This is a genomic window from Pradoshia sp. Z4_20, from assembly GCF_058216035.1.
The window spans coordinates 23,581-45,806 of sequence record NZ_JBZAJD010000012.1 but is presented as its reverse complement, the minus strand read 5'-3'; the positions used below and the strand labels follow the sequence as shown (position 1 = coordinate 45,806).

Annotated in this window: 19 protein-coding genes and 2 tRNA genes; 3 read left to right on the top strand and 18 right to left on the bottom strand. The window is 38.8% G+C overall.

What is annotated here, in order from left to right; genetic code table 11:
• Positions 1 to 120 precede the first annotated feature (120 nt).
• From AC4BHP_RS17740 to spoIIE, 9 genes are all read right to left on the bottom strand, one after another.
• Positions 121 to 1,002 (bottom strand): peptidylprolyl isomerase, encoded by an 882-nt coding sequence (locus tag AC4BHP_RS17740; RefSeq protein ID WP_066103106.1) that lies wholly within the window; start codon positions 1,000 to 1,002, stop codon positions 121 to 123.
• Between the two features lie 18 nt (positions 1,003 to 1,020).
• Entirely contained in the window at positions 1,021 to 1,899 is an 879-nt protein-coding gene (gene hslO / locus AC4BHP_RS17735; protein ID WP_066103109.1) for an Hsp33 family molecular chaperone HslO, read from the bottom strand.
• A gap of 29 nt (positions 1,900 to 1,928) precedes the next feature.
• Entirely contained in the window at positions 1,929 to 2,699 is a 771-nt protein-coding gene (locus AC4BHP_RS17730; protein ID WP_490553589.1) for a type III pantothenate kinase, read from the bottom strand.
• A gap of 407 nt (positions 2,700 to 3,106) precedes the next feature.
• Complete coding sequence (gene ftsH / locus AC4BHP_RS17725; RefSeq protein WP_066103115.1) at positions 3,107 to 5,092, bottom strand: ATP-dependent zinc metalloprotease FtsH; 1,986 nt, start codon at positions 5,090 to 5,092, stop codon at positions 3,107 to 3,109.
• A 126-nt stretch (positions 5,093 to 5,218) separates the two neighbouring features.
• The gene (gene hpt / locus AC4BHP_RS17720) at positions 5,219 to 5,770 is read right to left on the bottom strand and encodes a hypoxanthine phosphoribosyltransferase (protein WP_066103117.1); all 552 of its coding nucleotides are present in this window, start codon (positions 5,768 to 5,770) and stop codon (positions 5,219 to 5,221) included.
• A 23-nt stretch (positions 5,771 to 5,793) separates the two neighbouring features.
• Positions 5,794 to 7,179 carry a tRNA lysidine(34) synthetase TilS gene (gene tilS / locus AC4BHP_RS17715; RefSeq protein WP_148631333.1) on the bottom strand — a complete coding sequence of 462 codons (1,386 nt, stop codon included), beginning with the start codon at positions 7,177 to 7,179 and terminating at the stop codon, positions 5,794 to 5,796.
• Between the two features lie 124 nt (positions 7,180 to 7,303).
• On the bottom strand, positions 7,304 to 8,272 hold the full coding sequence (gene prkT, locus AC4BHP_RS17710; RefSeq protein ID WP_066103123.1) for a serine/threonine protein kinase PrkT: 969 nt from the start codon (positions 8,270 to 8,272) through the stop codon (positions 7,304 to 7,306).
• Entirely contained in the window at positions 8,244 to 8,978 is a 735-nt protein-coding gene (locus AC4BHP_RS17705; protein ID WP_066103126.1) for a VWA domain-containing protein, read from the bottom strand. The genes prkT and AC4BHP_RS17705 overlap by 29 nt, the downstream gene beginning before the upstream one ends.
• Before the next feature lie 79 nt (positions 8,979 to 9,057).
• The gene (gene spoIIE, locus AC4BHP_RS17700; RefSeq protein ID WP_066103129.1) at positions 9,058 to 11,538 is read right to left on the bottom strand and encodes a stage II sporulation protein E; all 2,481 of its coding nucleotides are present in this window, start codon (positions 11,536 to 11,538) and stop codon (positions 9,058 to 9,060) included.
• 72 nt (positions 11,539 to 11,610) lie between these two features.
• On the opposite strand from spoIIE, the gene AC4BHP_RS17695 reads away from it, so the two are divergent.
• The 3 genes from AC4BHP_RS17695 to AC4BHP_RS17685 all read left to right on the top strand — a co-directional run bounded on the left by AC4BHP_RS17695 (position 11,611) and on the right by AC4BHP_RS17685 (position 12,007).
• Positions 11,611 to 11,736 (top strand): hypothetical protein, encoded by a 126-nt coding sequence (locus AC4BHP_RS17695; protein WP_262366041.1) that lies wholly within the window; start codon positions 11,611 to 11,613, stop codon positions 11,734 to 11,736.
• Positions 11,737 to 11,855: 119 nt separating this feature from the next.
• A tRNA-Met gene (locus tag AC4BHP_RS17690) sits at positions 11,856 to 11,929 on the top strand.
• Between the two features lie 6 nt (positions 11,930 to 11,935).
• A tRNA-Glu gene (locus AC4BHP_RS17685) sits at positions 11,936 to 12,007 on the top strand.
• Positions 12,008 to 12,334: 327 nt separating this feature from the next.
• On the opposite strand, the gene AC4BHP_RS17680 is transcribed toward AC4BHP_RS17685, so the two are convergent.
• The 9 genes from AC4BHP_RS17680 to mfd form a co-directional block, all read right to left on the bottom strand.
• Positions 12,335 to 12,814, bottom strand: coding sequence for a S1 domain-containing RNA-binding protein (locus tag AC4BHP_RS17680; RefSeq protein WP_066103134.1), 480 nt, complete (start codon positions 12,812 to 12,814; stop codon positions 12,335 to 12,337).
• A gap of 107 nt (positions 12,815 to 12,921) precedes the next feature.
• Positions 12,922 to 13,308 (bottom strand): FtsB family cell division protein, encoded by a 387-nt coding sequence (locus tag AC4BHP_RS17675; RefSeq protein WP_066103137.1) that lies wholly within the window; start codon positions 13,306 to 13,308, stop codon positions 12,922 to 12,924.
• 13 nt (positions 13,309 to 13,321) lie between these two features.
• Positions 13,322 to 13,972: a spore cortex biosynthesis protein YabQ gene (gene yabQ / locus AC4BHP_RS17670; RefSeq protein WP_151675501.1), complete on the bottom strand. Its 651-nt coding sequence runs from the start codon at positions 13,970 to 13,972 to the stop codon at positions 13,322 to 13,324.
• Complete coding sequence (gene yabP, locus AC4BHP_RS17665; protein ID WP_066103144.1) at positions 13,969 to 14,274, bottom strand: sporulation protein YabP; 306 nt, start codon at positions 14,272 to 14,274, stop codon at positions 13,969 to 13,971. The genes yabQ and yabP overlap by 4 nt, the downstream gene beginning before the upstream one ends.
• 64 nt (positions 14,275 to 14,338) lie before the next feature.
• Complete coding sequence (locus AC4BHP_RS17660; protein ID WP_066103147.1) at positions 14,339 to 14,605, bottom strand: RNA-binding S4 domain-containing protein; 267 nt, start codon at positions 14,603 to 14,605, stop codon at positions 14,339 to 14,341.
• A 26-nt stretch (positions 14,606 to 14,631) separates the two neighbouring features.
• Positions 14,632 to 16,095: a bifunctional methyltransferase/pyrophosphohydrolase YabN gene (yabN, locus tag AC4BHP_RS17655; RefSeq protein WP_077248005.1), complete on the bottom strand. Its 1,464-nt coding sequence runs from the start codon at positions 16,093 to 16,095 to the stop codon at positions 14,632 to 14,634.
• A gap of 12 nt (positions 16,096 to 16,107) precedes the next feature.
• On the bottom strand, positions 16,108 to 17,724 hold the full coding sequence (locus AC4BHP_RS17650) for a putative polysaccharide biosynthesis protein (RefSeq protein ID WP_490553581.1): 1,617 nt from the start codon (positions 17,722 to 17,724) through the stop codon (positions 16,108 to 16,110).
• A gap of 175 nt (positions 17,725 to 17,899) precedes the next feature.
• The gene (gene spoVT, locus AC4BHP_RS17645; protein ID WP_066103150.1) at positions 17,900 to 18,436 is read right to left on the bottom strand and encodes a stage V sporulation protein T; all 537 of its coding nucleotides are present in this window, start codon (positions 18,434 to 18,436) and stop codon (positions 17,900 to 17,902) included.
• 200 nt (positions 18,437 to 18,636) lie between these two features.
• Positions 18,637 to 22,173, bottom strand: a complete 3,537-nt coding sequence (gene mfd / locus AC4BHP_RS17640) for a transcription-repair coupling factor (protein WP_066103153.1) — start codon at positions 22,171 to 22,173, stop codon at positions 18,637 to 18,639.
• Between the last annotated feature and the right edge of the window lie 53 nt (positions 22,174 to 22,226).

Sequence of the window (22,226 nt, the reverse complement as noted above, 5' to 3'; positions counted from 1 at the left end):
ATTTTTACGCTTTCTGTCAACTATTATACTTCTAAATTCCCAGATTTTCTCGCATCTAACCATGTGAAATAATCTTTATGGCTCATTTACAGTATATAAAAGAAAATAGAGCACATGACTCTATTTTCCATAAATCCAATCCACATCATACTGTTCCCAAAGCATATCTGCAGATACAGGTATATTCATTTGTTCCATTGCAGTCTTTCTTTTAAGATTAGATTTTATTTTTCCAAAGGATAGTTCGGATTTACCAATCTGATCACGCAAATAGAGTATCGCATATCCATCCTTGATCTTAATTGGCTGACTCCATTCCCCTGGTTTTAATGAAGCCGCAGTTTCTTTATATTCTTCAGGGACAGACTCGGAATCTAAAGATATATACCCTAATTCTCCACCATTATTGGCCGTATATTTATCTTCCGAGCGCTCTATTGCCATTGCAGCAAAATCAGTTCCCGCCTTCAATTCCTTAATAATCGCATTTGCTTTTGCCTTTTCACTAAGTACGATATGGGATAGACGATAGAGATCAGTGAACTTTAATAAGCTTTCATTACTTTTATAGTAAGACTCAACTTCCTTGTCTGTTATAACGGCATCCTTTGTCAACAACTTCTCAAGCAGAATTGAAACTTCAAGTTTCTTTTTGTGCTCCTTATCACTTATATGAGCGGGTGAATTTCCAGTAAAACCATATAACGCTTGCCGAAGAACAGCCTCCACTTTCATCTCATCCTCAGAAACAGTCAGCTGATGCTTAGCCGCCAATTGAAGAATAACTTCTTCATTTACCATTGTAGTTAATACATCTTTGCCATGTATCCTTTCCAATTCAGCGAGCCAGTCTGGACGGCTAATCTCTTCATCCCCTACTGCAGCAACAATTTCCGTTGCATCTTCCTTCATTGAATTTTCCCCCACCGTAAAGTAAAGGACAGTCACAATATTCAATAGAATTAAACCGGCGATAATGGACCAACATTGCTTACTTGACAAAGTAACTCCTCCAATAAATTACTTAGCTGTGTCTTTTAGCTCCTGAAGCTCCTCTTTGGTAAATATATATTTTTCATTACAGAAATGACATTGGGTTTCAGCCTGACCATCTGTCTCGATCATATCTTCTAATTCTTCTTTTCCAAGACTGATTAAAGCATTTGCTATCCTATCCTTGGAACATTGACACTGGAACGATATTGGCATTTTTTCTAATATTTTTACGTTTGTTTCTCCCAATACTTTATTAAGTACTTCTTCCGGAGTTAAACCATCCTGAATCATTTTGGATATAGGCGGAATTGATCCTAGAGCTTTCTCTATTTTTTCTATAACCTCTTCTTCCGTGCCGGGCATTAGCTGAATAATAAATCCACCCGCAGCAAGAATCGAGTCATCCGGATTAACCAAAACACCGACTCCTACAGATGAAGGAGTTTGCTCAGAGGCAACAAAATAATAAGTAAAGTCTTCACCAAGCTCGCCTGAAATTAAAGGAACTTGGCCAGAGAAATTATCTCTTAATCCAATATCTTTAACAACAGTTAACGTACCATTTGTACCAATAGCACGTCTTACATCAAGTTTTCCATGTTCATTAGACTCAAAATCAACATGAGGGTTTGTCAGATATCCCCTAACCTCACCCTTTGCATTACTATCAATGATAACCGGACCAATCGGACCATCACCCTCAATTTTAATAGTAATCTTTGCTTCGCCTTTTTGCATGGCTCCCATCATTACAGCCGCTGTCATTGCTCTTCCCAACGCAGCAGATGCTGTACGCCAAGAATCCTGTCTTCTTTGTGCCTCTGCAATAGTTTGCGTACTTGAGACTGCATACGCCCTTACTTGTCCATCAAATGCTAGTGCTTTAACTAAATAATCGTTCATGATAAACTCCTTCCAAATCCATTACAGGATTATTGTTGTATATTCTTTGAATAGATGATTTGCAGACCTTTTAATGTTAAATACGGATCGACAACATCAATTATGGATGTTTCATTTGCAATCATAGATGCTCTTCCGCCAGTAGCGATAACCATAGGATTCTGCTTACTCTGTTTTTTTATCCTGGTTACAATTCCTTCTACCTGTCCAATAAAACCATATAAAACGCCGGACTGCATAGCGTTTACTGTATTCTTCCCAATGATATTGGCAGGACGAACAATCTCTATCCTGGGCAGTTTAGCAGCCTTCGAATAGAGCGCCTCTGTAGAAATTTCAATTCCCGGGGCAATCACCCCTCCTAAATACTGGCTATGCTCATTTACATAACAATACGTTGTCGCTGTACCAAAGTCTACTATAATGATTGGCGCTCCATAATCATGAATTGCAGCCACAGCATTCACGATTCGATCTGCCCCAACTTCTTTAGGATTATCATATTTTATATTTAATCCCGTTTTAACACCAGGCCCAACAACCAAAGGCCTCAGTTGAAAGTATTTTGTACACATTCTTTCAAGTGAAGACATTATGGGAGGCACAACAGAGGAAAGAATCATTCCTTTTACATCATAGAAGGTTAACCCAACATGACTCAACAACTGATTAAATATCATTCCGTATTCATCTTCAGTTTTTCCCCGATCCGTACCAATTCTCCAATGAAAACAAAGATCATCATCCCTATAAACACCAATCGAAATATTCGTATTCCCCACATCCATCACCAATAACATGCAAAAACCCCCTATCGAAAAAGCTGAGACGACTGGTCAGGAGCGACAAGCATAAGACGAATACTCGGAGGGAGGGTTCTTCTCCCGTAGGGTATTTGCTTATGACTCGAGCTCCTAGGAGTCGAAGCTAGATTACATCAAAAAGCTAAAGGGCCTTGCTCAACCGCGACAAGCATAAGAGGAGGTGCGGAGGGAGAGCGCTTTTTCTCTCCCGCAGCAGCTACACTTATGTCTCGAGCGGTTAGGCCCTGAAGCTAGATTAATCAAAAAGCTGAAGCCCCTTATTTAACGAACAAAGACTAAGTACGCCACATCCTGTGGCAACGCCTTCATGACCAACTTCCTGTTAGCATTCTATCCCTTTTCAAAAAAAGTGCCCCATTCATATGATGGGACACTCAGAATTCTTACAATTTATTAGGATCGTTTGTTTCCATATCCGGTGGTGTAGGAGGAGTTTGATCATCTTCTCTTTGCTCGGATATTGTATCGTCTTTGGATAGATCCTCAGACAGAATTTCCTTTTTAGCTGATACATTCACTGTAACATCGCTCGCTACCTTACGCTCAGGCAACTTACCATAATCCGCTAAGTGGCGAATTTGTTCAGCATCTAACGTTTCAATCTCAAGTAATGTATTAGCAATTAAGTCTAACTTACTGCGGTTTTCAGTAAGAATTTTTCTTGCACGTTCATAGCAAGTTTTGATGATATTTTGGATTTCGATATCAATTTCATAAGCAATCTTATCAGAATAGTTTTGCTCACTATTAATATCGCGACCTAAGAATACTTGGCCTCCTGAAGCCTGGCCAAATTGCATCGGTCCGAGTTTATCACTCATTCCATATTCAGTTACCATTTTGCGGGCAATACTTGTAGCACGTTGGAAGTCATTATGAGCTCCTGTACTCACTTCACCAAAGACAATTTCTTCAGCAACACGTCCGCCCAATAATCCGGTAATCTTATCGAACAGTTCAGGCTTAGTCATAAAGTAACGATCTTCACGCGGAAGCATTACAGCATAACCACCTGCCTGGCCACGCGGAACAATTGTTACCTTATGGACCATATCTGCTTCGTCAAGTACCAACCCGATAACCGTATGTCCGGATTCATGGAAGGCAACAATATTTCTTTCTTTCTTAGAAATGACACGGCTTTTTTTAGCAGGACCGGCAATCACACGATCCGTTGCTTCATCAATGTCGCTCATATCTACTTTTTTCTTATCTTGTCTTGCAGCTACCAAAGCAGCTTCATTCAAGAGATTTTCTAAATCAGCACCGGAGAAACCTGGGGTTCTCATCGCAATTGCTTTAAGATCCACATTTTCATCAAGCGGTTTGTTTTGTGCATGTACACGAAGTACAGCTTCCCTTCCAATTAAGTCAGGACGGTCAACCGTAATTTGTCGGTCAAAGCGGCCTGGACGTAAAAGAGCCGGGTCAAGAATATCAGGTCGGTTTGTAGCAGCAATGATAATGATACCTTCATTTGCTCCGAAACCATCCATTTCAACAAGCAATTGGTTCAGGGTTTGTTCACGTTCATCGTGTCCCCCGCCAAGGCCAGCTCCACGCTGACGTCCAACTGCATCGATTTCATCGATAAAAATAATACATGGTGCATTCTTCTTCGCATTTTCAAAAAGGTCACGCACACGGGAAGCACCCACACCCACGAACATCTCAACAAAGTCTGAACCACTGATAGAGAAGAAAGGTACACCTGCTTCACCAGCTACTGCTCTTGCAAGCAAGGTTTTCCCTGTTCCCGGAGGTCCTACTAAAAGTACACCTTTTGGAATTCTCGCACCTAATTCAGCAAATTTACGAGGGTCCTTCAAGAACTCAACAACTTCAACCAGTTCTTGCTTTTCCTCATCAGCACCTGCTACATCTTTGAAGCGCACTTTTTTCTTTTCTTCACTGTAAAGCTTAGCTTTACTTTTACCAAAGCTCATTACTTTGTTTCCGCCACCTTGCGCACTATTCATCAAGAAGAAGAACAATAGCAAAATAATGACGAACGGAATAATTGAAGTTAAGAATGTTACCCATACACTTGTTTCTTTTGCTGGAGCAACTGTAGATTTTACACCCTGTTCATCAATTAAGTCAGTAACCTCTTCAGCCTGTTCTGCAAGGATATATGTTAAATAATACTCATTTTCCTTAGCATCCTTTAATTGACCCTTAACAGAATATACTCCGCGTTCCACCTGTAAATCAGCGGATTTAACCTCACCTTTTTCAAGACTTTCAATAAACTCATTATTAGAAATATGTTTAGTTGGCTCGGAATTTTGGTTAAACACACTTACTACTCCGATAATCGCCACAAAAATAAGTAAATAGAATATGGTATTTCTAAAAATACGGTTCATCCCTAACCTCCTCCCAAAAAACTAAATATAGTATTCGTATCTACAATCAGGTTACTTATATATTTTATATAAAGATCATAGCACAGTCTATTATGTGAATAGAACGGTTATTAATCATCTATATCCCTATTTGGCAGTTTCGTAAACTTCCCTTTTTAACACGCCAATGTATGGAATGTTTCTGTATTTTTCCATGTAGTCAAGCCCGTATCCGACAACAAATTCGTCAGGTACATTAAAGCAAGCGTAATCCGCATGTATATCCGCTTTTCTTCCGGATGGCTTATCCAATAATGTGACAAGCTTGATGGATTTAGCTTTTCTGTATTTAAATAAATCCACTAAATAAGAGAGGGTAAGACCGCTGTCTATGATATCTTCAATAATCAGCAAATCTCTGCCTTCTACAGATGTGTTTAAATCTTTAATGATTTTAACTTCACCGCTTGAAACCGTAGAAGTACCATAGCTGGAAACATCCATGAAATCCATTTCCAAATAGCTGTCTACATGCTTTAATAAATCGTTCATAAAAGGCATTGCACCTTTCAGCACACCTATCACTAATGGATTAAGATCCTTGTATTCCTCTGTAAGCAAAGCCCCGAGTTCTTTAATTTTGCCTTGGATTTCTTCTTCTGAAATCAAAATTTTCTCAATATCATTATGAATCGTCATTCGGTAGTCCTCCTAGAAGAGCATTATTCAACATACTTTATCATGATGGCTGGCATCGGGGTCTTTTCTAAATTAATCTTTTGCAGACCTGGTATCCAAACAATTTGATCATTCTTATTAACAATAATTGGCCAACTCTCCCGCTCATGCACAGGTATCTTGTGTTCAAGAAACAGCTTTTTCAGTTTTTTATGGCCCGTGAAGCCTTTAGGCTGATAACGATCTCCATCCCGCTTATTCCGCACCCTTAATGGTAAGTCCTCTTCACTTAAAGGTAAAATACATGTATATCGAGATGCATGCTCCCATTTTTCAGATAAGGGATCCAGCAGTACTGTTTCAATAACGGCGCCATTCGCAAGAGCCGTCTTCCCCGGTATACGGAGTTCCTTTGATAAAGTTACTGATGGCAGCCTTCCAAAATGGAAAAGCAACTGATCATATGCTTTCGTAACTTGAAGCCCAGAAGGTAATTGCACGGAGGTGGAAGGATTGGATTCTGTCAATAAAGACTGAATACACTCTATATGTACGTATGAAAATACATAAGGTTTCACTTGATAAAGATAGTTTAATATTAGATGAATCACCCTCCTTTGTAAAGGTTTTGGCACCTTTCCAAGAGAAGATATGGGAACTTTTAAAATCCCGTCCTTTTCAGTTAATTCAAGAGAATTATACTCTTTTTCAGCTAACACCATCAAAAACCCTTCATCTTGCTCCAAATCCTCGCTAAACCGTTGAATATGATCAAGCGCTTTACTATTTTCCTTTTTTATCATCGGTAATATGTATTTGCGGAATCGATTTCGGGTATAAATATCCTTTTCATTACTCGGATCTATGCGTGGGTTGAGATTCATCTCTGTACAATATTCCAGAATATCTTCTCTTGTAACAGCAAGAAAAGGACGTATGATCCATCCACCCCCGAATAATCTTTTCAGAGGAATTCCAATCCTCGCCATCCCAGAAGTCCCTCTAATAAGGTTCATTAAGACTGACTCCGCTTGATCATCCTTATGATGAGCAAGAGCTAATTTTTGCGCCGCATACTTTTCCATTATATCCCTATAAAATGCATATCGACAATCTCTGGATGCCTGTTGTGGATTTTTACCTGTATCTTTAATATATTTTGGGACATCTATCCGACTTCCTTCAAATGGGATTCCCCATTCCTCACATATTTTTTCTACAAATAAATACTCCTCAAATGATTCTTCACCTCTGAACATATGATCTACATGGGCAACCACAAGGGTTAGATTATAGGATTTTTTTATGCTATTTAAATAAGCAAGCAATGCCAATGAATCCGGCCCACCGGAAACACCAACCAAAATCGTGTCATTATGATTAATCAATTGTTTTTTATTAATATAAGCAGTCACTTTCGCCTCTAACATAAATATTCCTTTCTACCGTTGCTTTCAATTAATTATTATCGTACCACTCTTACAAATGGAATCCAAAAATTATCTTTCAAAAAAAACGGTAGAGACAGCGTTATTGTTTGTATTTGTTGTGAACTTATACAACTTGACCAAACATATAAAATGCATAAAGCAAAGTAATGATAGCAACTAAAAAAAACGTTTCAAAGAAACTGCTTTTATCATTGGATTTTCGTTTCCTCATCTGTACTCGACTGGTGTTAACTGGAGTATTCTTTTTTACAGCGGTGCGGGTAGCGGTTTGTTTTGTGTGTAAATGAGATATGACTTCCTTTTTCATATCAGTTGCCGTTATGTAATGACCCTTCAAAGCTTTTAAAAGAATGGACTCCAACTCTCTGAGTTCCTGCTTGTTTTTCACCAATTCCTTTAATTGGTTAATTCCTTCTCCGTTTTTATTAAACCTTTTTTGATAGGCTGCATTGATCACTATCATAGCGAGCGCAAATAAATCATATGATGGCTCTGCTCTTCTGCCCCCCAGCTCCCAATATCCCCGGTCAAAATACTCAGTGTATTCTTTAATCGCACGACCGATTTGCGTGGTTCCTCCTACATCTATAAAACGGACTTTAAAATCGGGTAATTGTACTATCAAGTTTTCAGGTTTTAAATCCCCAAAAACCCATCCTAGCTTATGCATTTCCTCAAGGCTGTTTAGAAGCTGCAGCATGAGTACACCAAGCCAATCTGAACTTCTTTTTTGCACAAACGTTAGAAAGGAATCTCCGGAAATATACTCCATCACGTAGAAAGGAATAATTTTTCCACTCCCTATACAATCATCCACATCTATCAAATAAGGTCCTAGGGATATTCCCTGGACCTTTGCAAATGATTTTAATACATTTACTTCTGCAGCAATAGTAGCACTGTTATCACTAAACTTGATTGCTACTGATCCATCCGAAGAATCTGCGAGGTAAACAATTCCATTAGCGCCATACCCTAATTCTTTTCGAATGATATAACTCTTATGATGCCATTTGCCCCTGATTACTGATCCAATTGGGAAGCTACATGGTTTCTTCGAAGTATTGATCATCGTCGCCTACTATTCTCCTTATAGAAGACTCTTTATTAAAATACTTAATGGCCTCACGAATAGCCGGACCAGTCGGGGTAATCCCTCCAGTCGTTAATTTGGCGAAAATTTTAGAAAGAGATTCAAGTCTAGGACTCCAATCCATTACTCTTTCCACTTCGGTTCTTTTCCCGGGAAATATAAAAACTGAGAACTGATTTTCACCACTTCTCGCATTTAGACTTATAGACAAATCTATAAGCGCCTCTTTAACCGTTGGCAGCTTATGCTTCATACTGGCACTTGTATCAACCAATACAAGGACCTCCATTTTTACTTTTTCTCCCAGATCCTCCACTACCTCCATTACCTCGCCGCGTTTATCAGGTGGTAATTCTTCCATAGTGATATGATTCCCCAATATTTGCTGAAGCTCTTTATTCACTACGCCCTGTATCGTTTGGTTCATTGCCTTCCTAGTGACCATTTGTACAGTTTGTGATAATTGCTCAGCATAGACGATTTGATGAATGCCAGCACCAGATGATGCTATATTCTCAATCTCTTGCATTCCCCCCTCGTCTATAATGTCCTTATCCATAACACCAATTACATTTACAGTAATTCCTTCCTCACGTGCTAGTGCAGCCATCGCTGTCGGGCTCTCTCCCTGATTGGAGCAGCCGTCTGTCAGCAATAATATTTGTTTAACAGTACCTGTCTTCATTTCATCATCCTCCTATACCGCTATTATTATTTCCATCTTCGCCTATATATAGGCGCTTTATACGATTAGGAGGATATTATTATTGAGCTTTTTTCTTCTTGGCACCGACAGGTATACTTGTCCATTTTGGAATATTATGATTGATTTGTGCGACGACAATTGTCATATCATCTTCAATTTTTCCTGAGCTTGTCCTGATTACCTCCTCGAGAATAATATCAGCTATTTCCTGTGGCCTGTCAGTCCCGATTTCTCTAATCTTTCTAATCATCCATGCTTCATAATTTTCTACATGTTTTGGCCCCTCAAATATTCCATCACTCATCATAATTAAAAGGTCACCGGCCTTTAATTGGTCATGAACCACATCCACATCAAATTCTTTGATAATACCAATTGGCAAGTTATTAGATTGGATTTTCGTAACCTGCTGCCCTCTCTTTATAAAGCTTGGAGTTGAACCCACTTTTAAAAATTTAACACTCGCATCCTGCAAATCAATCATCGATAAGTCAAGTGTTGAAAAGATTTCATCTGTAGTCCGCAATGAGAGAATTGAGTTAATCGATTTAATAGCTACCTTTTCCTCTATTCCAGACTCTAGTATTTTTTGCAGTAGCCCTAAGGTTTCTGAGCTTTCATTATGGGCCCTTTCTCCATTTCCCATGCCATCACTAATGGCAATCGCATGCTTCCCTTTTCCGATGTCAATCATGGTGTAACTGTCCCCTGATACAAGCCCTCCTCCCTTTGCAGCATGGGCTACACCAGTTTCTACTGTGTAGCGTTTGGCAGAACGGAATGTTAAGCGGCATAAACCTCCCTGAAACGAACTGCACTCTTCTTTGTAAACAATGATATGCTCTTCCAATATATCTGAGAGCATGGGGCCAATTAATTTCTCACCTACACCACTTCCCTCGCAATCTGGGATTTGCATATCTATATCAACATTCCCTTGTTCCAGGGAATAAATTTCTATTTGGTGGATATCCAAACCGAACCCCCGTATGGAATCCAGTAATTGTTCTTCATGAATATGGAGATTTTCGCGTTCTTTTGTAATCTCCTTAGCAAAGTCCTCCATTACCTTTGAAACTCCCTGGAGTTGATCTGCCACGAGCTTTCTACTTTCTCTCACTTGTTTTTTTAATTTTTGGTTTGCATTGTAATAAGAGATCTCCTGAAGCATCGCCTCCGTCACTTTATCATATCTTGTACAGAACCGTTTCCATTCTCTCTGCGTGGCCTGCGGAACTTGCCCGGACTCGTCCTGTAAACTCTCAACCAACTCTCCCATCATTCCATACGTATAATCAAAATTCTTCGCCCAGCAATGATCCTTTTTGAAACAGGTCTGGCATGTTTTTTCAGTCACATTGCTAAGAAAATAATCCAACTCACGTTCCTTTTCTACCTCCTTCGTTGTTTGTTCCTCCATCTGTGAAAAACTATTCGATAAAGCCTGGAAAACAGATGAAAATTGATTCACTCTTTGCGCAGTAACATCTCTGACCCTCCTGACATAACGTTGCTGTTCATTCGTATGCTCTGCTGTTCCAGGAATATGTTTGGCTACTTTTGAAATAAGGGTAGCAGGGGTCATAAAAAATAAAGCAATAGCCAATAAAGATTCATATAGAGTTACTGATATATTTTGACTCCCTTCCCCATAAAGGCCAATTAATAATGTGGCAATTATTAAACCTAATGATGCCCCTATTTTTTTCCCTTCTTTAAGAAGGCCTCCTAGTAAACCAGAGAAGGCCAATAAGCTCATCTGGAAAAGGTTGCTCAGATTGGCCAGACTGAATATTAAACCAGTTACCACTCCTACTGTCGATCCAATTGAGGCTCCTCCAGAGACTGCAAAAAGGAGAACTAAGTATCTGCTCAATGTATGATCAAGAGATATATGATAAATCGACCAGCCGATCGTACCGGTCATAACAGAGGCCAGCATGATAATCAAACTGATAACTTCCTCTGTCCTTAGTCCCTGTGGACTTTTTTTCATAGCAATCAGTGGGATACATTGAATAAAAATCATGGTAAGAATAAGAGCTAAACCTGCTTCAACACCGATCATCATGGCATCGTATATCTCAAACTTCATATATTTCAAATAGCGTTCCGTTGCTCCTGCAATTCCCATGGCTATTAAAACATATACACCAACAACTTTAAATTGATTCTCCACTGATGGCTGTCTTAGCTTATATAAGAGGAGGAATAAGGCACATGAAGCAAATAAACTTAAACCTGCTGACCAGGAGATTGTTAACGCACCTCCTATTGAGGCGACCATAACAAGCGGAGAACGTTCCCGCCTCATCATGTATACTGCTGCAAAGAATGGGAGAGAAAAAGGAGCCAACTGTGAAAGGATAAGCGCCCTTCCCAGGAGAAATCCCAAAACTACTAATATATATCCTTGTTTCACGAAGTAATCCTCTAGCTTCGTTACATACTTGTCCACTAACTGAGTAGGATTCCATTTGCCAGCATCATATTGAACATCCGTTACCGATCCATACATTGTACTTTGTGTTTTATCCACATTACCACTCCCTAACAGGTGATTGTCTTTTATTATAAAGGGGATATAATCCTAAATTTGTCAGAACGGAGGATGAGTTTTTATAAAGTGTTCGACGGCATTCCATGTGAATGGGCAGAAGAAAACACAAAGGTTATCGAAGGAATCATAAAGGAGAATATTTTATTAAACTACTTTGTAGGAAAGGCTAGAAGATAGAAGAAATAGATACTTATTTAAATGTAATATTCTAATTATTGGCTAAAATATTTAAACCATTGACAAAGTATTTACTAGATTGTAAGATAATTTTTGTGTTTAAAAGTATATTTGATTATGGCGGTGTAGCTCAGCTGGCTAGAGCGTACGGTTCATACCCGTAAGGTCGGGGGTTCGATCCCCTCCGCCGCTATTTTGAGGCCCCTTGGTCAAGCGGTTAAGACACCGCCCTTTCACGGCGGTAACACGGGTTCGAATCCCGTAGGGGTCATCTATACAAAAAACCAGGGATATATCCCTGGTTTTTTTGTGTTTATAAAGAATATAACTCTTCTAGATTTATCACTTCATACTATTCCATCTATAAGAACACTCAACAATCAAACATTTTTAACATGATGGCTTTATTGATTTTTAAATGAACAACATTTACTGACATGCTCATTCTAGTCAAATCCTTTAAACAGCAGGATTATACTACCCTATCTATGCCATATAATCCCTATATCAATTGATAATCAAATGTAAAAAACAAAAACAGACCAACAACTGATGTTGGTCTGTTATATAAATTGCCATTTTGTTTCAGCAGCAAGGTTTAGCCGCGTCTTCCGCCTCTGCCACCTCGTTTGGATTCTGTGTTCCTCTTAAGAGATGACATACGCTCTTCACTATCTTTCAAGAAGCGGGCCATTTTTTGTTCGAAGCTTTCTCGCGGCGGTCTGGAATCATGTCCTCCTCTTCCTCCCCGAGAGTCATTTCTTCCACCACGTGAATCGTTTCCTCTGTTATAACGAGGTCGTTGTTGATAAGATGATTGCGCAGGTTGTTCGCTCTCCTTCTTCTCAACAGCTTTTTTTATAGAAAGACCGATTTTGCCATCTTTCTCTACATTTATGACTTTTACTTCAACTTGATCTCCCACTTTTAGGTGATCATTAATATCTTTTACATAATTATCAGCAACCTCACTGATGTGGACAAGTCCTGTTGAACCCTCGGGCAGCTCAACAAATGCTCCGAAATTAGTGATTCCTGTTACCTTACCTTGTAACTTGCTGCCTACTTCGATTGACATAAAAAAATTGCTCCTCCTTAAGAAATTAAAAAAATAAAATAATGGAAGTTATAGCTTCCCCTTATATTATAATCACTTAAAAAAATATGTGTCAACGTGAGGGATATCTACTTGCCCTCATTTTCGGGAAGATTGAATATTATTTCTCCATCATCTGATAGAAAATATTCTTTACGCGCAAACTTTGCTATATATTCATCATCATTCAATTTAATGATTTCTTCCTTTAATCTTGCTTCATCCTTTTGAAGATCTGACAATTTCACTTTCAATTCACTTTTATGTTCTTCTTTAGCCTTCAAAGCGGAATGTTGAGAAAAGAGTGTTGTAAGAACGATCCCAGTTGTTATGATGGCAAAAAGCCCAAATATTACAAGCCTTCTTGTCAATCCTAATTTCTTTTTCTCAAAGGACTGGGTTCGTTTCTCTTGATATTGGGCATATGGCGTATCGATTTGTTTGATATTTTCCTTCTTTTTATCAAGCGATCCCATTTCCTTTCCTCCTTTAAGACTTATTTGTCCATTTTTTTAATAATTTATTGATAGTATTCTTCAACTTTTTTCCAATTCCTGCTAGTTTATCAAAAAACTTTTCGACAGGTGATCGCACACCGCCCGGAATTGTCTTCCAAAGCCATGACGCTGTACTAGTAAAGGGATAGAAAATCACCCTTACTATCGATATTAATGCCTTTAAAAGATACTTGGCAAGCCATAATAGAGGATTGCCAAACTTTAGCAACACTTGAAATATAAGCAATATAACAGTAATAATTAGCGCAATTAACCCTTTTATTGGCCGAATGAATAAGAGAGCTCCCAATTTAACAAGGAATTCACTGAATTTATTAACCCAATAAATAGTCATTTCCAGCAATCTTTTATATGAATTTCTAAGAAGAGCTTGATAGGCGGAATAACCGCATAGCAGTGCCAATAAGATATAAAAGCGCCATTCTCCCTGATTGGATTCGTATAAAACATAGAAAATGAGCAAGGCCTGAATGCACCAAAATAAGATGTCATTAATAAAAACAAACCATACTTTTCTCTTTGCTCTAACTAAAAAGCGGTTGTATGTATCAAATGCTGCTCCAAAGTAAATACCCATGCCAATCATGGATAACAGGGTTACAAACTGGGTGTCCAGACTCATCTGAACAGTTTGCCAAAGAATCCTTTAGCTTTCTCCCCGCTATGTTCGTCCAAGTAATTGATTTCAAGTATTTTACCTTTAATTGATACAATTCCTTTATCGACATCCAGGTTTTTCATTTGTAGATTTTGCCCTCTGACCGAAAGAAACCCCATGACCGTTTCGAGAAGGAACTCCTCATTGTCAAAGCTCTCTACCTGCTTAACACCTGATATATCGAGAAGCCTTCTACCCTTCATGCTAATATCGTGATCAGGTCCAGCTGATTTACTCGTTTGGTTTGTATCATAATATTGGTTCATCCTAATCCCCCATTATCAAACATTTGTACAAGTGTATGATAGGATGATAGGAATTAGACCATGCTTAAAACGACTCTGATAGTTTTGCTTCTTTTATGAGGGTATACATTCCTGCTGCCTCATCCTTCTTCGTTGTCTCCAGAAGTTTATCTACACGGACAGTCAGTACTTTTTGCCCCAATCTGATATCCAAAATATCTCCAATCTTTACATCGGCTGAAGCTTTGGATTCTTTACCATTTATTTTAATTCTTCCCTGATCTGCAACTTCTTTTGCAATTGTTCTCCTTTTAATAATCCGGGAAACCTTTAAAAACTTATCTAATCTCACTATGTATTCAACCTCCATTTATTCCTTTATATACCTGACTCTTTGGCTTGTTCCCAAAACTCATCAAGCTCTTTAAGTGTATAATCGCTCCATGCTTTTCCTGATTCCCTTACGCAATCATTTACAAACAAAAATCTCTTTCTAAATTTTTGATTTGTCCGATGTAGCGCCTCTTCAGGGTTGATTTTTAACAATCTAGCCACATTTACAAGGGCAAACAGAACATCTCCAAACTCTGATTCTATATTATGGGTGTCTGGTTTATTCTTATTCCACTCTGCTTTAAATTCATCAAGTTCTTCAAAAACCTTTTCCCAGGCAGGTGAAACATCATTCCAATCAAAGCCCAATTTAGAGGCTTGCTTCTGAATATCATAAGCCTGTATAAGATTCGGAAAATGGGTGCTGACATTCAAAATGGAATCAGAGGTATTTGAACCTTCTTCCTTTTTAACCCTCTGCCAGGTTTCCTCTACATCTTTTGCTGATTCTGCCCTTTCATTACCAAAAACATGGGGATGTCTGCGCACCATTTTTTCAGATATCCCTTGAATGACATCATCAATGGAAAAGTACCCTTCATCTTCCCCGATTCTGGCATGTAACATCACCTGAAGTAATACATCACCAAGCTCTTCAATTATGTGATCAATATCACCTTCATTAATTGCATCAATCAGTTCATAAGCCTCTTCCAGTAAATACTTCCTTAGCGATTCATGAGTCTGTTCTCTGTCCCATGGGCATCCCTCCGGAGATCTGAGTTTATCAATGATCTCTCTCAGCTTCCAAAACTCCTTATATTGATTTTCTTCCTTCTGAATCGGAGGTACATAGACTGACGTTAAATTGCTCAATTGCATGGCACGATCCAATTCATAAAGTGGCATACGTTCAACTGATTCGGAGCTCATCCCCGCACCGGTCACTAAATAAACTTCATGATCATCCGGATATTTTTCCATTAAGGTCAGTTTCACTTCGGAAGCAACAAAGGCGTCATAAACCTGACTTACAATCATATGCTGAGTGATATTGACATCCCTCAATGAAAGGTCCGTACCATCTAGAAATTGAAAACCCTCAACCGGATCCACTTTAATGGATGTGAACATGGCATCGAGGAAGCTTTGGCCGCCTTTAATATGTACAGGTATCCCTTTCTTTTCACCTTCCGAAAGTAAGATTTGTACAGTCTTTTCAGCGATTAGCGGATGCCCCGGCACACTATAGATTACATCCTGGACCTTAGCCTTCTGAATTAGAATTTCTGCAATTTTCTCATAAACTGCTTCGAACTGATCATGCTCCTCATAGATGGAGTCAAAGCTCTCAACCTTCAGACCCTCAGCCACCAATTCTTTCAATACCGGGTGTTCAATAGTTCTCGCATATACGAGCTCTGTATTTTTCAGTAATTTATAAATGCCCAAAGGCATTTGATCAAGCTCTCCTGCCCCTAAACCTATAATTGTGATTTGGTTAGTCACACTTCAGCTCTCCTAACGTTTGATTTTCCCTTTATTCATAATTCTTATCAAATGATGTCCTCCAGGTAGATGGGCCAATTCATCATTTTCAAATAGATTCATTTTAAGCAGCATATACAGATAAATCATTCCTCCGATTGCAACGGAACTTAATGCATGTATGGAGGCCAGTATTCTTGACTGACCAAGTTCCCCCACAAAAAAGGAAAATAAAGCTGAATAGCCTTTTAATACAATATACATGACAATTCCGGCTATCACCAGGCTTGCTATATGATGAAATTCCATATTCCTTCTAGTTATATATTTCCCTACCAGATAAAGCAGCAGGATACAAGCAGCCATCAGCGCAAGAAGACTTGCGTAGGCAGCCCCTTTTATTCCGCTTCCGGCAATCAACCAAGGATTTAAAAGGACTTTAATCCCTACCGATAGCAGAATAACCATAACTGATGCTTTCCAAAACCCCATTGTTTGCAAAATAGTTGAGCATGTCACCAGGAGGGATGCGAACAATATTAAAATAGCGAGAACGCTTAAAGCTCCAACCCCTTCATCATCTTTAAAAAGCATAATATTTACTGACTGAATAATTCCAGCCAACCCAATAGCTGCTCCAACCCCAATAGCAGAACTGATTTTTATAGCCAAACGGCACATTTTCTTTACTTCTTCAATTGCTTTACTTTTTTGCAAGCTGGTTAATACCGGGACAATTGACAAAGAAAGTGAAGTGGCTACAACAAGCCCTACCTGTATCAACGGTTGCCCTCGGTCATAAACACCCTTCATCGCTTTCGCTTCCTCTGCAGGTATCCCTTGAGACAGGAGATTCGTATACAGTTGGAAGGAATCAATTAGTTGAAGAAGGAGCAAGTACATATTACTTAAACAAAAAGCTAACCCCTGAAATAAAAGGACTGCTCCCGTTTTGATCAATATTTCCTTTTCTGGCATCAGGGTTGGAAAATAATCACGGCGTTCTCTCCATAAATAAAGTCCCAAAACCCCCATAGCGGCAATACCGCCAATTAACGACCCTGCTATCGCACTTTTTCCAACAGTGTATAAAGAATATTCGAATTTCATAAGCAAATATGTACCAATCAAAATAAAGGTAACTCTAAATAGCTGCTCAAAGGTTTGGGAAAGTGCAGTTGGAAGCATATTTCCAGACGCCTGATAAGTACCCCTTACAATGGAAATGAAGGGCATTAGCAAAAAGGAAAAGGCCACCATACGAATTAACGGGGCAAGTTGAATATCATTCATAATCTTCGCTATCAAGTCCGCTCCCAAGTACAAGAATAAAAACAATATAATTCCGAAGAGAGCAACCCATATAAAAGAAGCTGCTATTATTTTATTCTTTTCTTTTTTATCATTACCAGACCTGTTAAATTCGATCAGTAGCTTAGAGATACCAACTGGAAATCCATAAGTAGCCAGAACAACAGCTATTCCGTAAAATGGATAAACCTGTTGATAAATATAAAAACCCGTGTCCCCAGCCATATTCTGAAAAGGAATTCGGTATACAGCACTCAATATTTTTACGATTAAAGCTGCTGCTGTCAGAATAACAGCGCCCTTTAAAACTTTGTGTGAAGAATCATTCTGACGGCTCATCCAAATAAAGCACCTCTCTATCTATTTCCAAAACATTATAACATAAGCAAAAATAATCATTATTTGGAGTATTGGTTGCCTCTTTTTCATAGTCATGTCCTGTTTTTAGGAGACAAAAAAAGGTTAATTGGAGACTCCTTGGAGTTTTCACAATTAACCGTTAAACAATAATATATTATTGTTCCATTTGCTTCGCAAGGAAGCTTGCAGCTGTTTCGATTGCTTTTAATTCAATTTCACCAACTGTAGCTTCTTTAGCAAAAATCACAACTGCGCCGATTGGATCGCCGTTTGCAACAATTGGAGCCACTGTGTAGGATGCTACTTCTTCATCAACGCCATCTACAAGTGAAAAAGAACCTTTTTGAGTATGTAGAACTGAGTTACGATCCTCCATAATTTTCTCTAAAGAGTCACTGATTGCTTTATTAAGGAATTCCTTTTTAGAGCTTCCTGCTACTGCGATAAATGTATCACGGTCACAGATTAGAACTGGGTTTCCTAAGCTATCATAAAGTGCCTCTGCATATTCTTTAGAGAAGTCTCCAAGTTCACTGATAGGAGAATATTTTTTTAAAATTACTTCGCCATCTCTGTCAACGAAGATTTCCAAAGGATCTCCCTCACGGATTCTCAATGTTCTTCTGATTTCTTTTGGAATAACAACGCGTCCTAGATCATCTATACGACGAACAATACCAGTTGCTTTCATTCTATGTTGCCTCTCTTTCATCGGGTTGATTTTTTGCGACACATCCTGCTGCCCAAATCGACTATGCCGCCGATGTTGTACATAGTATTTTTCTAATGGTAACTTCTATACATAAAGAAAATTTTTTCTTTATGTATCACCATAAAAAGGAGGGCATTGGTACACTTGATTGCTTTAAAAAGCACATAGTTCACATTTTACTATTCAGTCTTTTCTTTAACCTTTTTGTTACGTTCCAACTCAGAAACTAATTCAAAGGCAGCATTGAGCCAGTCCTGAACCGGTACTTTCTTTACGTAAAGAACCATTTTCAAGCGATTAGCCTCCATACCCAGTCCGACCATACGACCAAACTTTGAAGCAGATCTGAATAATACATGTCCATCAATTTCTTTACTTGTTTTTTCAGAGGTGATAATAGTAACTTCATCTTTTGTTTGTTTAATTAATTCTACACCTGCCCGAATGGCAAGAACTTTAATTTCTGCAATTTTAAACAGGTAGGTAACTTCTTGTGGAAATTCTCCAAATCGGTCAAGCATTTCCTCCTGAAGTTCATCCAATTCCTCAGAAGTTGATATGCTTCTGAAACGTTTGTACATTTCGATTTTTTGATTGCCGTCAGAAATATAAGAATCCGGAATATATGCATCTACTTTAAGATCAATTTCAATCAGATTATGGACTTCTTTATTGGTATCCCCTTTTCGTTCCTGAATTGCCTCTTTGAGCATTTGGGAATAAAGGTCAAATCCAACAGAATCGATAAAGCCATGCTGCTCCGCACCCAAAAGATTACCTGCACCTCGAATGGTCAGATCCCTCATTGCTATTTTAAAGCCTGAACCCAACTCTGTAAATTCCTTTATTGCCTGCAATCTTCTTTCTGCAACCTCTGTCAATACCTTATCCTGCCGATAAGTAAAATACGCATATGCTACACGATTGGATCTTCCAACCCTTCCCCGTAGTTGATATAACTGGGATAAGCCCATCCTGTCTGCATCATAAACGATGAGTGTATTTACATTAGGAATATCCACTCCAGTCTCAATTATGGTAGTACTTACCAACACATCAGCCTCACCCTCAAGGAAACTGTACATGACAGATTCAAGCTCACTTTCTGTCATTTTTCCATGCGCAGTCACGATTTTGGCATCCGGGATTAGCATCGACAGCTCTTCAGCTCTTCTTTCAATATCTTCTACACGGTTATACAGATAGTATACCTGTCCTCCTCTTGCCATCTCCCGCTCAATTGCCTCCCGTGCTAGCATCGGATTATATTCCATTACATAGGTTTGCACAGGGAAACGATTTTCCGGAGGTGTCTCAATTACTGAAAGATCCCTCACACCAAGCATGGACATATGCAAGGTTCTTGGTATCGGGGTAGCTGTCAGAGTCAGAACATCTACATTTGTTTTTAGTTGTTTAATTTTTTCTTTATGTGTTACACCAAATCGTTGCTCTTCATCTACAACAAGTAAACCAAGATCTCGATAAACGATGTCCTTAGATAAAATTCTATGTGTTCCAATAACCACATCAACTGTTCCGTTTTTTAGACCTTTAATTGTTTCATTCTGCTGTTTTCTTGTTCTGAATCTACTTAAAAGGCCGATGTTGATTGGGAAATCCTGAAACCTTTCACGCATGGTCTCATAGTGCTGCTGTGCAAGAATGGTAGTTGGCACTAAAAAGGCAACCTGTTTACCATCAGCAACAGCTTTAAATACTGCCCGAATGGCAACCTCAGTCTTCCCATATCCTACATCACCGCATAGTAAACGATCCATTGGACGTTCACGTTCCATATCCTTCTTGATTTCAACAATAGATCTCAGCTGATCTTCTGTTTCCTTATATGGAAAAGAGGCTTCGAAATCCTTCTGCATTTCTCCATCCGGCATAAAAGCATAGCCCTTCGCGGTCTCTCGTTCTGCATATAATTTGATTAGATCATCAGCTATATCCTGGACCGTTGATTGAACCTTACTTTTTACGCGTGTCCAATCATTACCGCCAAGCTTATACATCTTAGGTTCTTTACCTTCTGAACCAACATATTTCTGAATCAGGTCAATTTGATCTACTGGCACATAAAGCTTATCAGTTCCCTGATAGCGAATATGAAGATAATCTTTATGAATTCCATTAATCTCTAATGTTTCAATACCAATAAACTTCCCTATCCCGTGATTTACATGGACAACATAATCGCCAGGCTTCAATTCCGAATAATTTTTTATACGTTCGGCATTGGACATTTTTTGCCTTCTGGCTGATTTTCTTGTTCGCTTATTAAACAGTTCTTTCTCCGTAATGAGTGCTAGTCTCTGCATAGGAAGCTCGAATCCAGTCAGTAGCTGCCCCTCCATAATTTGCAGGGATTCTATCTTAATATCATCTTTATTTTGTACAAAGCTTGCATCGACTTCGTAATCCTCTAGGATACGCTCTATTCTCTTGACCCGCTCCTCATCGGCACCCATAAGAACAACTGTGTATTTTCCTTTTTTCCAGCGTTCTACCTCAGCTTTAAATAAATTCATCTGCCCATGGAAATCCTGCATTTGCTTGCAGCTGATATTTACGATGTTTTGAGGGCTTGTTTGAGGTACATGCCTTAAAAACAATGACATATAAATATGCGGATATTTATGTTGACTCATAAGTGAAGAGAGTGAATGAGATAGAGTAATATCATGAATAATTTTCCCCTCATCAAGTAGAGTTGTATAATATTCAGCCTCTTCTTTATCCAGCTGTTCACCCATCTCCTGAATTCTGCTGATTTCATCAAAAATGACGATACTCTCTGTCGGAATATAATCTAGCAAACTAGCCTGTTTATCATAGGCCAGTGACATATATTGAGTGATATGGTCAAACTTATTCCCGCTTCTAAGCATTTCAATTTCATGCTCGATTTGCTGAACCATCCGCTGTTGTGCATCTGCATTTTTAATTCTTTTTAAGGATTGGCTTAAGCCGGCTTCTAAATGCTCTGCTATTTTAGCCACATTGCCCTTATTCAAAATAATTTCATTGACCGGGCTGATAAATGCCTTTTCTACCTTTTGTAGCGATTTTTGATCTTCAGCTGAAAATATACGAATGGAATCAATCTCTGTATCAAACAATTCAATCCGGAAAGGGTTTTCTTCTGTCAGAGGATAGATATCCAATATTCCGCCTCTAAGAGAAAACTCACCTGGAGTCGATACCATATCCGTTCTCGAATATCCAAGCGAGATTAAATTCTCCAATACGCTCTCGATATTCAGATCATCGCCCACATTCCATTCAATCAAGGATTCCTTCCAAACAGAACGAGGTGGAAGCACCTTTTTAATACCGGAAATCGGAGCAATAATAACTCCGCCTTTTTCCTCTGTTGCAAGATAATTAAGTGTTTCTATTCTCTGTGTACGTAGTTCAGGACTGGCAATACTTAATTCAGCAGCAATCAATTCATTTGCTGGAAATAGAAATACTTTATTTTTATTTAAAATCGACGTTAGGTCTTCATATACTTTTTGGGCATGTAAAAGATTCGGTACCACCACTAGAAGGGGCCGATTTGTTTGTTCATATAGCGCTGCCATAAAGAGAGAACGCGAAGAACCTGTTAAACCGGCTAATAATTGTTCCTTCAGACCTTCCTGTAGCCCATCTGTAATGGATCGAATATCTTTGTTATCTGTAAGTAGTTGCTGCAATTTATTCATATAATCCGTCCTCCCTTCAGCCTTCTACATAATTTATATATTTATAGTTGGTC

Coding starts and splice junctions, on each gene's coding strand:
- spoVT (WP_066103150.1), bottom strand. CDS start 18,436: ATGAAAGCAACTGGTATTGTTCGTCGTATAGATGATCTAGGACGCGTT.
- hslO (WP_066103109.1), bottom strand. CDS start 1,899: ATGAACGATTATTTAGTTAAAGCACTAGCATTTGATGGACAAGTAAGG.
- AC4BHP_RS17680 (WP_066103134.1), bottom strand. CDS start 12,814: ATGTCAATCGAAGTAGGCAGCAAGTTACAAGGTAAGGTAACAGGAATC.
- AC4BHP_RS17730 (WP_490553589.1), bottom strand. CDS start 2,699: ATGTTATTGGTGATGGATGTGGGGAATACGAATATTTCGATTGGTGTT.
- AC4BHP_RS17650 (WP_490553581.1), bottom strand. CDS start 17,724: ATGAGCCGTCAGAATGATTCTTCACACAAAGTTTTAAAGGGCGCTGTT.
- hpt (WP_066103117.1), bottom strand. CDS start 5,770: ATGACGATTCATAATGATATTGAGAAAATTTTGATTTCAGAAGAAGAA.
- ftsH (WP_066103115.1), bottom strand. CDS start 5,092: ATGAACCGTATTTTTAGAAATACCATATTCTATTTACTTATTTTTGTG.
- AC4BHP_RS17675 (WP_066103137.1), bottom strand. CDS start 13,308: ATGGGATCGCTTGATAAAAAGAAGGAAAATATCAAACAAATCGATACG.
- AC4BHP_RS17695 (WP_262366041.1), top strand. CDS start 11,611: ATGAGTTTTTATAAAGTGTTCGACGGCATTCCATGTGAATGGGCAGAA.
- prkT (WP_066103123.1), bottom strand. CDS start 8,272: ATGATCAATACTTCGAAGAAACCATGTAGCTTCCCAATTGGATCAGTA.
- tilS (WP_148631333.1), bottom strand. CDS start 7,179: ATGTTAGAGGCGAAAGTGACTGCTTATATTAATAAAAAACAATTGATT.
- yabP (WP_066103144.1), bottom strand. CDS start 14,274: ATGAACCAATATTATGATACAAACCAAACGAGTAAATCAGCTGGACCT.
- yabQ (WP_151675501.1), bottom strand. CDS start 13,972: ATGAGTCTGGACACCCAGTTTGTAACCCTGTTATCCATGATTGGCATG.
- AC4BHP_RS17705 (WP_066103126.1), bottom strand. CDS start 8,978: ATGAAGACAGGTACTGTTAAACAAATATTATTGCTGACAGACGGCTGC.
- mfd (WP_066103153.1), bottom strand. CDS start 22,173: ATGAATAAATTGCAGCAACTACTTACAGATAACAAAGATATTCGATCC.